Source organism: Nostoc sp. (assembly GCF_036917675.1).
Taxonomy (GTDB): Bacteria; Cyanobacteriota; Cyanobacteriia; order Cyanobacteriales; family Nostocaceae; genus Nostoc.
This window is the reverse complement of the sequence record NZ_JBALCT010000034.1, coordinates 81,827-94,773: the sequence shown is the minus strand read 5'-3', so window position 1 is coordinate 94,773 and position 12,947 is coordinate 81,827. Positions and strand designations below refer to the sequence as shown.

At 40.6% G+C, this 12,947-nt stretch carries 11 protein-coding genes; 6 read left to right on the top strand and 5 right to left on the bottom strand.

From position 1 onward, the window contains the following. The first annotated feature begins 34 nt into the window (after nt 1-34). On the top strand, nt 35-1,324 hold the full coding sequence (locus tag V7K31_RS12140) for a tellurite resistance TerB C-terminal domain-containing protein (protein WP_335094582.1): 1,290 nt from the start codon (nt 35-37) through the stop codon (nt 1,322-1,324). Nucleotides 1,325-1,420: 96 nt separating this feature from the next. Beyond that, nucleotides 1,421-2,749: an ATP-binding protein gene (locus V7K31_RS12135; protein ID WP_335094581.1), complete on the top strand. Its 1,329-nt coding sequence runs from the start codon at nt 1,421-1,423 to the stop codon at nt 2,747-2,749. Nucleotides 2,750-3,669: 920 nt separating this feature from the next. Here the strand turns inward: V7K31_RS12135 and V7K31_RS12130 are convergent. Beyond that, entirely contained in the window at nt 3,670-3,870 is a 201-nt protein-coding gene (locus V7K31_RS12130) for a hypothetical protein (protein WP_335094580.1), read from the bottom strand. A 130-nt stretch (nt 3,871-4,000) separates the two neighbouring features. Here V7K31_RS12130 and V7K31_RS12125 point away from each other — a divergent pair, with 130 nt between their 5' ends. From V7K31_RS12125 to V7K31_RS12110, 4 genes are all read left to right on the top strand, one after another. Beyond that, entirely contained in the window at nt 4,001-5,320 is a 1,320-nt protein-coding gene (locus tag V7K31_RS12125) for a hybrid sensor histidine kinase/response regulator (protein ID WP_335094579.1), read from the top strand. A 203-nt stretch (nt 5,321-5,523) separates the two neighbouring features. Continuing rightward, entirely contained in the window at nt 5,524-6,066 is a 543-nt protein-coding gene (locus tag V7K31_RS12120; protein WP_335094578.1) for a methanogen output domain 1-containing protein, read from the top strand. An 84-nt stretch (nt 6,067-6,150) separates the two neighbouring features. Further along, nucleotides 6,151-6,450, top strand: a complete 300-nt coding sequence (locus V7K31_RS12115) for a PAS domain-containing protein (protein ID WP_335094577.1) — start codon at nt 6,151-6,153, stop codon at nt 6,448-6,450. Nucleotides 6,451-6,454: 4 nt separating this feature from the next. Continuing rightward, nucleotides 6,455-6,592, top strand: coding sequence for an ATP-binding protein (locus tag V7K31_RS12110; protein WP_335094575.1), 138 nt, complete (start codon nt 6,455-6,457; stop codon nt 6,590-6,592). A gap of 177 nt (nt 6,593-6,769) precedes the next feature. Here V7K31_RS12110 and V7K31_RS12105 read toward each other — a convergent pair whose 3' ends face one another. From V7K31_RS12105 to V7K31_RS12090, 4 genes are all read right to left on the bottom strand, one after another. Continuing rightward, entirely contained in the window at nt 6,770-8,374 is a 1,605-nt protein-coding gene (locus tag V7K31_RS12105; RefSeq protein WP_335094574.1) for an NAD(P)H-quinone oxidoreductase subunit N, read from the bottom strand. Between the two features lie 285 nt (nt 8,375-8,659). Further along, nucleotides 8,660-9,718 carry a WD40 repeat domain-containing protein gene (locus V7K31_RS12100; protein ID WP_335094616.1) on the bottom strand — a complete coding sequence of 353 codons (1,059 nt, stop codon included), beginning with the start codon at nt 9,716-9,718 and terminating at the stop codon, nt 8,660-8,662. Nucleotides 9,719-9,813: 95 nt separating this feature from the next. Next, nucleotides 9,814-10,785, bottom strand: a complete 972-nt coding sequence (locus V7K31_RS12095) for a CobW family GTP-binding protein (protein WP_335094573.1) — start codon at nt 10,783-10,785, stop codon at nt 9,814-9,816. Nucleotides 10,786-10,937: 152 nt separating this feature from the next. Beyond that, complete coding sequence (locus V7K31_RS12090; protein WP_335094572.1) at nt 10,938-12,731, bottom strand: mechanosensitive ion channel family protein; 1,794 nt, start codon at nt 12,729-12,731, stop codon at nt 10,938-10,940. Nucleotides 12,732-12,947 lie beyond the last annotated feature (216 nt).

Genomic DNA, 12,947 nt, shown 5'->3' with positions numbered 1-12,947 from the left:
TTCTGATAATTTAATTACGCTAAAAACCAGCAATATGCAATCAGTAATGATCAGCAATCGATTGATACTAGGGATAGTTGCTTTTAGTGTGAGTTTTGGACTTAGCCTTGTGCCAAACTGGGATTTTAATAAAGCCTTTCTCACAGGTGTAATTACTGCTGTTACTATCTATGCAGCAGCATTATTTGTAGATAGACGACGCAGAAATTATGAAATGTTTGTTTTAGGTTCTCTCCGCAAGCGGATTAAAGATATGGAGGGATTGAAGGCTCGTGTTGTCAGAGAAATAAATCAAATTGAAGAACATCATAATTTATTATATGCTGAGTCACAACAGCTGCAAAATCAAGTAACAGAAAGTCGTAACCAAAGGGATAATCTACATCGAGAATTAAGAACATTTGCCGGACATAAAAAGCAGTTAGAAACCGAAATTATTAGTCTGCAAACTGAAATTAATAACTTGCAAAAAAATCAAGTAGAATTAAACAATACTTTTTCTGTACTCACAGCAGAGAAGCGCCGTCTAGAGTCGAATTCTAATGTATCTCGCACTGAAATCACCCAGCTGCAAAATCAAATTTCCGAGCTCCAACAGGAGAAACAAGAAATAGAAAGCAATTTAACTCTTTTAGGCAGACTCAAACCCCAATTAGAAGAAAAATTACACGGACTGCGAATTGCAATTCAAGAGCTAGAAGTTGAGACAAACCAAAAAAATAAATTACTTATAGCGACAAAAACCGAAAGAGAAAATATCCAAGCTATCCTGAATTCTTCACAAACCCAACTAGCAGAACAAAAAGCCGAGTTGCAGCAGTTGCAAGGGCAAGTTTCATTATTGCAAGAAGAACGAGACTCATTGCAAAATCAAGTATGGGAATTACTCCAACAAATAGAAACATTTAACCCACAACCTTTGTCTAATAATTCCCAAGAAGATGATATTGAATTGTTTCCTTTCTCTGAAATGATTGAATCTTCAGCAATTATAGACACTTCGGAAGTTGATACATCGGATAATATACCCCAAGAATGGGCTAGTTTTTTAGAAAATTTACCAGGATATGAGTTACAAGTATTAAAAGCTATACTCGAACAAGATAATCCCAATGCTGCTATTAAAAAAATTGCCGAAGCAAACATTACCATGCCCAATCTATTAATCGATTCTATAAATGAACGGGCAAATGATACTATTGGTGAATTAATAATTAATACAGATTCGGAAAGTCCAGAAGTTTACCCTGAGCATCTGATGTATGTCAAAAAAATGATTGCAATATATGACTATCTCATGGCTAGACATACTTCGTCAAATTAAATTATTATTGCCGTCCTCAGATTAGTAGTAAAGTGAATATGTACCTTACCTACTTACTGCGTGCTTCTGCGTTGAGAATAAAGTGAAATGTAATACATGGCAAAGCTGAAAATCTCGAAGAAAATCTCCACTGCTTTAATCAATTCCCTTGGTGCGGGAGTAGTACCAAGAGTGGGAGTTGAATATATAGCAGTAGGTCGAGAAAAAGAACTCAAAAGCCTATTACAAAATCTCGATGATATTGCAGAAGGTGTAGCAGCATTTCGCTTCATAATTGGTAACTACGGTTCTGGGAAAAGTTTTTTACTGCAACTAATTCGTAACCGGGCTATGGAGCAAGGTTTTGTAGTAGCTGATGCTGATTTATCCCCTGAACGCCGATTAGCTGGAAGCAACAATGAAGGTGTAGCCACCTATCGAGAATTAATGAGCCACCTAGCTACAAAAACTCGTCCTGATGGTGGTGCTTTAGTCTCTATTTTAGAAGGATGGATTAATAAAATTCAACAAGAAGTGGTTAAAGAAACTGAAATGCGTCCGAATGACGATGGTTTTGATGACCAAGTTGAATCGAAAATTAGGGAAGTAGTTCAGTATATTGAAGACTTAGTTCACGGTTTTGATTTTGGTAGCGTGATTATTGCTTATTGGCGTGGCTACCGATTGGATGATGATAATTTAAAAAATGCGGCGATGCGCTGGTTACGTGGAGAATTTACTACTAAAGTTGAGGCGAAAGCAGCTTTAGGAGTACGCGTCATTATTGATGATGATAGTTGGTATGACTATATAAAACTGTTTGCTAAATTTGTAGCTGAAATTGGCTATAAAGGACTGTTAATTTTAGTTGATGAAGCCGTACATTTATATCAAATATCTACTACAGTCTCGCGAGAAAAGAACTATAATCGACTCCTCGCAATGTTTAACGATACCATGCAATGTAAAGCAGAACATCTTGGTATTGTTGTTGGTGGAACCACCAAGTTTTTAGAAGACCCCAAACGAGGACTTTTTGCAGACCAAGCTTGGCAAAGACGCACAAAAGAAAGTCGTTTTGTTGCACAAGCTAATGTTCAGGAACATTTAGGGCCAGTGATTCGCTTAAATCCCTTGAGTGAAGCAGAAATCTTGACGCTTCTGCAACGTTTAGCTGAGATTCATACACTCAATTTTGGCTATGAACAGACTTTGACAAATCGTGAGTTGAAGGAGTTTGTGCAAGAAATTATTAATCGCTTGGGTGCAGAAGCATTACTTACACCAGGGGAAATTGTGCGAGATTTTATGAGTGTGCTGAATATTCTTCACCAAAATCCAGGAATTGCGTTTGCTGAATTAATTCATGGTTCTAAATTTAAACCTACTGCTATGGGTAAGGATGCAGATGTGGATGAGGATAATGCAGCCGAATTTAGTTTGTGATTAGCAAACCACGGATGCGGAGGCAAATGTATGGTGTGTTACACTTTGTTTTTTTATGCTTTAGGTTAATCACTTAACTTGCTAGTACTATTCAGATAATTGTTTGAGTACATTTTGAACCTCATCTGCCTTTTGTGGATTAGGTTGAATGTACCTTTCAGCCGCTATTTTGAGATATTTTTTGAATATTTCCTGAGAAACTATTATTTCAAAGATACTAAACCAGAAGAACAAGCCGATTTAATACGCTTGGGTTAAAGCTTTATCCTCCCTAACCCTCCTTAAAAAGAAGCGAATTAGAGTAAGTCTTTTTAAGCAAGCAGTAGGACTGTTTCATTCGATTAGCTAGGGATTTTGTCAAGAGCATGAGCAACAAGCATTAGCATTTTTATTTTGAAGTTTAACAGTACTTGCCTAAGCGATCGCAAAAGCATAGATAGCTTAACTCACTTTAGGAGACAAGGAAAAACCTCGTTTCCAGCAAGAGGCCGGAAATGCGCCTCATTAGGCATTCCCACTCTCAGACTATTGGTGACAACTTAAGAAAAAGGTAATGTCAACAGGTGAATAACTCAATTAATGGTGTGAAGCTACAAATTTGGGTAACTTGGCTATTTTATGCTGTTTTAATTCATGTGGCTGATACAGTCGCTAACGGATCGTACTCAGAAAATCATCTGAGTCTTTAACAAATTTTTTGAAAAATTCACAATAACACAACGTTTTCTAAAGTGTGCGTAAATCATATTTACACCACTATCAGTAGTATGTAAACGTATATGAATATTTCAATAGTTATCTAGCTATTGCTCAATATTTTTTATGAGAAAATAACCGTAATTATATGGAATTATATTTTCTAATAAAAATAGCTACCTCTGTGTCTGTTCATGATAAATGCTGTTGACGAACTGAAAAAATTAACCTATGGTATCAACAATATTGCGATCAGATAGCGTTCCTTTTATAAAAATACAAGGGTAATAATAACTAACTTTAGGGGGATCGCCTTCTTGAAAGAGGATATTAAATTCTAGTGAAAGTGAAGGTTGGTGGTTAATTTCCATCCTGTAGCGATCGCCTCCGTGGTCGATTACGTGTGAGAATGTTGCTGTTGTCAAACTTTTTGGGAACTATAGGATTGTCAGACTAAAAACTTGTCAGTCAGTCTGCCAATAAAATAGAGATGACTTAGCTGCGATCGCAGGGCAATAGTGAATAAGTAACAATGAGTAAAAGTAATTTAAATACATGAATAACAAGCCAGATATAAAAATGCTTTATGTACCAGAAGATAGTTTGATTCTAGTAGTGGATGATACTAATACAAATCTAGAATTTGTATTTGAGGTATTAACTAATATCGGTTTTGAAGTTATTACAGAAAATGATGGGCAAAGGGCACTTAAGCAAGCTGAATATAGACTGCCTGATTTGATTTTACTAGATGTAATGATGCCGGGAATAGATGGATTTGAAACCTGTAAAAGACTGAAAAATAATTTAGCTACTTGTGATATTCCCGTAATCTTTATGACGGCAAATTCTGATACGGATAGTAAGGTAAAGGGTCTAAGTATCGGGGCAGTTGATTACATCACTAAACCCTTTAATGAAGAAGAATTATTAGCTAGAATTAAAACCCATCTTCAATTACGAAATCTTACAAAAACCTTAGAAAAACGAGTTGCAGAAAGGACAGCAGCGTTGTCTAGGGCATTAAAAGACCTACAAGAGTCTCAACTTCAGCTTGTACAGACAGAAAAAATGTCTGCCCTTGGTCAATTAGTAGCAGGAGTTGCTCATGAAATTAATAATCCAGTTGGTTTCATTCATGGAAATCTCGGACATGCTTCAGTATATTTCAAAGACATGATTAAGGTCATTGATCTCTATCAGCAGCACTATCCTAATCCGGTTCCAGAAATTCAAGAGGAAATTGCAGCGATAGATTTGAAGTATATGCTTTCCGATCTACCTAATTTAATTTCCTCAATGCAAGAGGGTGTTCAGCGCATTCGCAACATTAGTACCAGTCTAAGAACCTTTTCTCGCTCAGATAGCGATCGCAAAGTTTTTTGCAACATTCATGATGGCATTGACAGCACAATCATGATCCTTAAACACCGCTTAAAAGCATCCGAGCATCGACCCGATATTCAAGTAATTAGAGATTACGATAATTTGCCAGAATTAGAATGCTTTATCGGACAACTAAATCAGGTATTTATGAATTTGTTAGCTAATGCTATTGATGCTTTAGAGGAGTCTAATATAGGACGCACCTATAGTGAAATTGAAGCAAATCCTAATCAACTTTTGATTCAAACCACTCTGACTGAAGATAAAAATCATATCTTGATTCGGATTAAAGATAATGGGGTGGGAATGTCGGCTGATGTCCAGCAAAAAATCTTTGACTATTTATTCACCACCAAGGCTGTCGGTCAAGGCACAGGATTAGGATTATCAATTGCCCATCAAATTGTTATCGAAAAACATGGAGGAACTCTGGAGGTAAATTCAGCACTAGGACAAGGTTCAGAGTTTATCATTAAGCTTCCCATTTAAGAATCATGGGACGTAAGCTAGAAGAGACTTTGCAAAACCGGCAACTATCGCAACGACAAGGTTGAGAATTTGTGATCACCATCACAATTCATTCGGAACAAAAGCAAGCATCAAATTTTCTGAAGAAAGATATTATGTAGTTACTTTAGAGACATTTTGGGGAACTCTAGAACTATACTTCCAAGATTGTGTCCTCAAAATCTATGACCAATACACTTAACCGCTCAATAGCTACGCTTAATCTTTCTTTAGAACGCGATGTATTTTTACGTACATTAATCAGAGAATTATCTGGCACTTTGCAGGACGTAGTTGGCTTAGAAGAAGCTTCAGGATTTATTAGTGTAGTTGGTGAAAGGATGGGTTCACAGCTCAACCAAGATTACAAATCTGCCCTGGAAGTCTCCAACCTTTCCCGTAAGCAGGTAGCTGATGTCTTGGTTGATTTAAAAAAACGAATCCAGGGCGATTTTTATGTGATTGAGCAAAATGATCAAAAAATAGTCTTTGGCAACCGCACCTGCCCATTTGGTGACAAAGTACTTAATCGCCCTGCCATGTGCATGATGACTTCAAACGTCTTTGGGACGATCGCAGCTAGTAACCTGGGGTATGCAAAAGTAGAATTGCAAGAGACAATAGCAAAGGGTGCTTCTGGATGTAGAGTTATTGTCTACTTAAAAATTACAGAAGAGGCAGAAGATGCAGAAGGTCGAGAATACTTTCGGGGACTAGAATCTGTGTAAACTCTTCAGTGCTCAACCAACCCCAAGATACAAACTTGAGTGCAGATATGTAAAGTAGAGTCAAACCCTGAAATTGGAAACCCCATGACTCCTGAACAATTTCTTGAATTTGCCAGAGTTTTACCAGAACCTTTACTCTTGGTGAGTGGAGAGGGTCAGCTGTTGGCTACTAATAAACCAGTAGCAGATATGTTGGGGTTACGCCGTCAGGAACTGCGGGGAAAAATGCTGTTTGAATTTGTAACTGAGTCTGCTAACGGTGTTGTAAAGTACCTGCAAGCCTGTTCAAGTAGCAGGACAATGGTTATTGGCTCCTTGACTTTACGAAAGAATGATGGACAAACGTTAATATGTCGTAGTCAAGGAGCCGTTTTTCACCACTAAAGCTGTGGGCAAAGGTACTGGACTAGGGCTATATATAAGCTATCAGATTATAGTTGAAAAACATAAAGGACAACTTAGCTGTTTTTGTGTTCCTGGAAAAGGTGCAGAATTTGTAATTAAGATACCTATTAGCTCAGTCTAATAAAAAGCTAGAGGGTTCTAAAGCCCATCATCATTGAACAAGGACTCTATATCCCTGGTTCCGTTTCGTTTAGGACACGGACAACATCTATCCCCTTAGTTAAAAGATATGACAAACGCCTGTCTGCTCATTAGCAAACAGGCGTTTCTTGTAGCACAAAGTTCTATTGAAACTCGGTTAAATCTTAGTAGTAGAATCAGCTGAGGGTTGAGACTGACTAACCGAATCTAACTTTGGTAAAAGCAGGAGATTTTGTGCTTTTACACTACTGTTGATTGTTGCTTGCAAAATTGGGGTATGGGAGATGGAATTGTTAGCCAATGTAAACAGTGGATTTGACAAAATCCCTGCTATGGAAGTGGCAATTAATGTTACCACTAACCCGACCTGCAAAGGTCTTAGCCCAGGCAAATCCCAACGCACTTGGGGATAATTCTTCACCACGTCGGACATTTCATGGGGTTCTTTAACTACCATCATCTTAACTACGCGAATGTAGTAGTAGATGGATACGACGCTGGTAACTAAGCCCAGCAAAACTAACCAATAAAGTCCTGCTTGCCAACCAGCCCAGAATAAGTAAATCTTGCCGAAAAACCCCGCGAATGGTGGAATCCCACCTAAGGAAAGCAGGGAAATACTCAACCCTAGTGTTAGGAGTGGGTCTTTTTGATATAAGCCAGAATATTCGGAAATCTGGTCGGTTCCCGTCCGCAGTGAGAACAGAATGATGCAGGTAAAACCGCACAGGTTCATGAACAGGTAAACCAGTAGGTAAAATATCATACTGGCATACCCTGCCTGTGTACTAGCAATCAAGCCAATCATCACAAAGCCAGCTTGGGCAATGGATGAATAAGCTAGCATCCGTTTCATGCTGGTTTGGGCTAGGGCGACTACGTTACCCAAGATCATGCTGAGAACGGCCAGAGCAGTGAAGACAAACCTCCACTCGTCAGCAACAAGGGGGAAGGCTGTTGTCAGCAAGCGGATGGCGAGGGCAAATCCAGCTGCTTTGGAACCGACAGATAAAAAGGCGATGACTGGGGTGGGAGCGCCTTCGTAAACGTCTGGTGTCCACTGGTGGAAAGGTGCAGCAGAGATTTTGAAGCCAATACCGGCGATCGCAAAAACCAAGGCAATCACTAAACCTAAAGATTGACCGACTTTCGCTGTGGCAATGCCATTAGCGATCGCACTTAGTTCCGTTTGTCCTCCAGATAGTCCATACAGCAGTGATACACCGTACAAAAATATTGCCGTGCTGGAAGCTCCAATTAACAAGTATTTCAGCGATGCTTCATTGGAGCGGGGGTCACGCTTAGTATAACCTGTCAACAAGTAAGAGGAGATACTCAGGGTTTCTAGGGAGATGAAAATCATCACCAACTCACTAGCCCCGGATAAAAACATTCCTCCTAAAGTAGCACTCAGCAAAATAGCGATGAATTCGGCTAAAGGGGTGCCACTCTGCTCAACGTAGCGAATTGACATCAGTATAGTGGCAACCGCAGACAAGGCAATAATACCGCGAAAGACGATACTCAGGTCATCACCGTTAAAGCTACCGGTAAAAGAGATGGGATTAGGAGAGTCCCATTGAAAATATAGGGCGATAATCGAAGCAAATAAACCTGCGATCGCTAGATATCCAATCCAGCGTGCGGATGTACGCCCCAAAATCAAATCAACAATCAAAACCCCCAAGAGGGTGAGAATAACAATCCCCTCTGGCAAAATCGTTCCAGCGTTTAACTGGGATGCAATATTAGCAAAATCCATGAGATGTATAGGTTTTGGCGATTAGACATTAAGGCTAACTCTGTTCACTCTAGCAAGTTTTCTAATTCCGGGACTAGCTTTTTTGTTTAAGAGCCTCACAGCTTGGGTACAGATTGCGAACGCCTACGGCACGCTACGCGAACGCACCAACTCACTAGCTTACCAGCAGCTTTCTCAGTATCTAAGGATTCACCTAAAAACTTTTATGTAACAGTCTTTAAATTACGAATTACGTTAGCGTCGCGGTAGCGAGTCCGCGAGCGTCATAACGAATTACGAATTATTTTAACTTTGCCCGAATCCTTGACCCCGCAAAACCTTTGACCATACAACTAATTCGCCCTGATCACCGCCTGCGGCCAGTAACTTGCCTTGGGGATGCCAAGCTAGGCTAGAAAATCCTCCTGATACACCTGTGATAATTTGGGATACTTCCTGGGCTTTGTTCCACAAACATAACCAGCCATCAGCAGCAGCAGAAGCGAGGAGGAAGCTTTTGGGTGCAAAGGCGATCGCATTGATCACACCCACATGATTAGTTAAAACTCGCGCTTCCCAACCTAAAGAATCATCCTCTAGCTTTTCCCACACCACAATACCTTCAACGCTAGAAGATGCCAGTATTGGCGCACCTACTTTGGTAGTAGCTTCTGACCATGCCAATTGGCGAATTTTACCAGGGAAACCACGCATCACCCAAGGGTCGGGGTTGTTCCATTCTAAAACGGTGACACTGCGATCCATGTTGCCAGACGCCAGGAATTTGCCATCGGGCGACCAAGCCATAGCTAAACTGACAGTAGTCATATCTAAGATGTATGGGTCTTCATCCCAGTTTTGACTATGCCAAATCTTGACTCCCTTATAACCACTAATAGCTAAATACTGTCCATCAATGCGCCAATCTATACCCAATACTGAAGAGTTGTCGAAATTCAGCGTCACGACAATTTCATGAGTATCTGCATCCCAGACTTGGACGTAACGCCCCAAGCTAAAAGCCAATTGGTTGCTAGTGTAATTCCAAGCTAGCTTGTCAACCCATGCGGGAGCATTTGACAAAGTGGCGATTAATTCAGTATTCTGCCAAATTCTGACTTGTCCATCTTGTCCGCCAACGGCTAAAAATTTTCCATCTGGCGAAAAGGCCAGACAGTCTACTGATTTACCGTTAGCAGTTTGCAAAGTTGTGAGTTCGCCATTATTCCACAGAACAACTTCACCGGCGGCGGAAGTTGCTGCTAAAGTTTTACCTTGTGGCGACCAAGCGATCGCAGTTACATAATCTGAAAGTGTTCCCGAATAGTGTTGTTCAAATTCCTTAGATTTGGTTATGGAGTTCATATTTGTAAAGAGGGCATTGGGCATTGGGCATTGGGCATTGGGCATTGGGAAGAAAGTTATTTTCCCTCTGTCCCTCTGCTCAGGAACAGCTTGTTTTATGCTAGACACGCGAGAAAATCTTGCTTGAGTTGGGCTGCATCAAGGTTGCGACCGATGAAGACTAATTCGTTTTTGGGGGTTTCGCTTGGTTTCCAGGGGCGATCGGGTTTGCCATCAAATATCATGTGTACTCCTTGGAATACAAATCGATTATCTTCTCCAGCAATATTTAAAATACCTTTCATCCGAAAGATATCTGGCCCTTGGGTACGCAGTAACTCGGAAATCCAAGTGTTTAATTTTTCTCCATCGACTGCACCTGCTTCTACTAAAGCCACAGAAAAGACAGTTTCATCGTGTACGTGGGCATCTTCGCCTAAGAAATTTGGATCAATTTCTAATGCGCGGTCTAAATCAAAGGCTTTTACACCTAATAAAGCATCTATTCCTAGTTCAGAATTTTGGGTACGGTAGATTTTTGCGATCGCATTCATCGCCCGAATCCGTTTTTCTAATTCATCCAACTCTTCCGGTGCTACTAAATCTGTTTTATTAAGTAAAATCACATCAGCAAAAGCAATCTGTTCTTGGGCTTCGTCTGCATCCCAATGCTGCCAAATATGCTTGGCATCTACGACTGTCACCACCGCATCTAGAGACAGTTGACTTTGCAAGTCTTCATCAACAAAAAATGTCTGAATCACTGGTGCAGGATCGGCTAGTCCAGTTGTTTCAATCACTATATGGTCAAATTTATCGCGCCGCTTCATCAAATTGCCAATGATCCGAATCAAATCGCCGCGCACTGTACAACAGATACAGCCATTGTTCATTTCAAATATTTCTTCATCTGCATCGATAATCAATTGATTATCAATACCCACTTCCCCAAATTCATTGACAATCACAGCAACTTTTTTGCCGTGTTCGTAGGTGAGGATGTGATTGAGTAGAGTCGTTTTACCTGCTCCCAAATAGCCTGTCAGAACTGTAACGGGAACTAAATTGTTAATTACATCAGCCACCATACTCTAAATGCCTCTTGTTATATGGATAATCATTATCACCCATGATAAATCTTTTTATATTTTTGTGCTGACTTCTTTGCGATTGAAAATTGTTGGTCGAAGGTGAAAGAGTTTATTTTTTTTGCTGCTCCTCGTACTTATTATTGATTTAGCTAAATTATTCGTTTCCGGCTGACAATCCTCAATTTGCGTTCAATCTGAATATTGTTTGCTTCAAAGGCTTGCCGTACCCGTAGACGGAACTCTCGCCCAACGTTCCATTGTTCCATAGGTGCGGTTTTAATCCAGACGCGCACTAACATACCCATGTGGGATAGGTCATCAATCCCCAACACTTGGGGCAATTCTGGCAGGCGATCGCGCCATTCTACTTCCCTATACAATTGTTTGCATACTTGCTTGAGAATCTCTAAAACCTGCTTGGGGTCGTTTTCATAGGCCACCACAATGGAAAAGTCTACCCGTGACCAGAAGCGAGTTAGATTGCTGACATTCGTGATATTGCTATTGGGAATGGTAATTAGTTTACCTTCGTTATTACGTAGTTGAGTCACCCGCAGGTTGAGATTTTCCACCAGTCCGCTTTTATCCCCAATCTCAATTACATCTCCCACAGCAAATTGATCCTCCATCAAAATCAAGCAGCCATTGACCAAATCTTTAATCAGACTTTGGGAACCAAGAGAAATTGCAATCCCGATGACAGCACCCCCTGCCAAAATTGAACTGGTAGGCATATTAAAGATATTTAAAGACTGCAAGATACCCAAGGTGATGAAAACAAAAGTGATTAATCCTTTGAGTGCGCCGGAAACTGTTGCAGCTCGCAGTGCAATCCGTTGAGTTTCACTCAAGGGGAGAGAGGGATGGGTTATCCAGACATCAGTGAGGCGGTCAATTAAGGTTTTACCGATCCGAATAACAAGACTGATGAAAAACCAAATAATCAGTAGCGCCAGGGGCCTGGCTACAGCCTGCGTCCACCATCTCATGAGGTAGGGGACGCGATACATGATGACCACAATCCCGATGTACCACATCAGAATAAATGCCCAAAACAGTAGCAATGTGAGAAGAGAATAGATCCCCAGTTGGCGCTTGAGGCTGAACTGGTGTTGGATCATTTCTAGAAAGTGCGATCGCCCATCGGCGATGGTGTCTGGCTCTGTTTTGTTTTCGCTGGTCTCTATTGTGTGAATAGTTGTGGATGTTTCTGCCTCAGATCGCTTGACCACATCCTGTTTTACCGCAGCTATATGCTCTTGATGGCGTACTTGCAATGCCGTCTGTTTGCGAATTAGAGTTCGCCGCAGTAACCACAACATAACACTCCCCAACACTAAGCCGATGCTAATTTGCAGTGCCTGCCAAATCCGTTGCAACAATACCTTATGCGAGAAGAGTCTATTAATGCGTTCCACTTCTGCTTGTAATATTTTTTGCCAATCCTGCGCCAATTCCTCTAGAGTTTTCCCGTAGTAGTCAGCATCTGGATCTGTTACTGTCACCAGCCTTAAAGGACGGGTTGTTTGATCGTCACTTAGCTGTAGGATTAAGCCTTTATTCAGAATGGCAATAGAAACCAGAGGAGTTTGTTTGGCTTTGTTAGTTCGGTCGAGCGCTCGCATCAGCCGTTGCGTAATTTCTTCGGCACGTACCTCTACTGGAAGAGATCCGTCTGGCGGTTGACTACGATTAAAAACAGTGGGAGAGACAATCTCAAACAATAAGTTTCTATCTAAGGGTGAATGCACAGACGCAATTTCATACATACCGAGGCGGGTAACACCACTAGGTGGCTTGTGCGGATCGTTGGATGCTGCGGTAGGTAACAAAGGCAGTTGACTGTGAGCGATCGCACTCCAACCAAGCACCATTGCGATCGTCATCACACTGACTAGCACAAACCGAATTATTGAATAGAGGAAGCGATTAAACAAGAACATAATCTATGGGAAAGTGATTAAGCAACTGATATTAGTGTCGGTCATCGTCCTACTTTAATTTCCTCTCATAAATTAATTTTAGATATTTTAAGGTTAATAGAAAAAACTGGCGATCGCTTTTTATATAAAAGCTCTAAAATTCAGAAGTGCAAAAGCTTTCGGCGAGTTACAGAACAAAATAGTTTAAAAATATTTTTCAAATGTCAACTAGTGAAC

Bases quoted from the DNA above. Each gene is read 5' to 3' on its own strand.
- V7K31_RS12140 (WP_335094582.1), top strand. From the start codon at position 35: ATGCAATCAGTAATGATCAGCAATCGATTGATACTAGGGATAGTTGCT.
- V7K31_RS12135 (WP_335094581.1), top strand. From the start codon at position 1,421: ATGGCAAAGCTGAAAATCTCGAAGAAAATCTCCACTGCTTTAATCAAT.
- V7K31_RS12125 (WP_335094579.1), top strand. From the start codon at position 4,001: ATGAATAACAAGCCAGATATAAAAATGCTTTATGTACCAGAAGATAGT.
- V7K31_RS12120 (WP_335094578.1), top strand. From the start codon at position 5,524: ATGACCAATACACTTAACCGCTCAATAGCTACGCTTAATCTTTCTTTA.
- V7K31_RS12115 (WP_335094577.1), top strand. From the start codon at position 6,151: ATGACTCCTGAACAATTTCTTGAATTTGCCAGAGTTTTACCAGAACCT.
- V7K31_RS12105 (WP_335094574.1), bottom strand. From the start codon at position 8,374: ATGGATTTTGCTAATATTGCATCCCAGTTAAACGCTGGAACGATTTTG.
- V7K31_RS12100 (WP_335094616.1), bottom strand. From the start codon at position 9,718: ATGAACTCCATAACCAAATCTAAGGAATTTGAACAACACTATTCGGGA.
- V7K31_RS12095 (WP_335094573.1), bottom strand. From the start codon at position 10,785: ATGGTGGCTGATGTAATTAACAATTTAGTTCCCGTTACAGTTCTGACA.
- V7K31_RS12090 (WP_335094572.1), bottom strand. From the start codon at position 12,731: ATGTTCTTGTTTAATCGCTTCCTCTATTCAATAATTCGGTTTGTGCTA.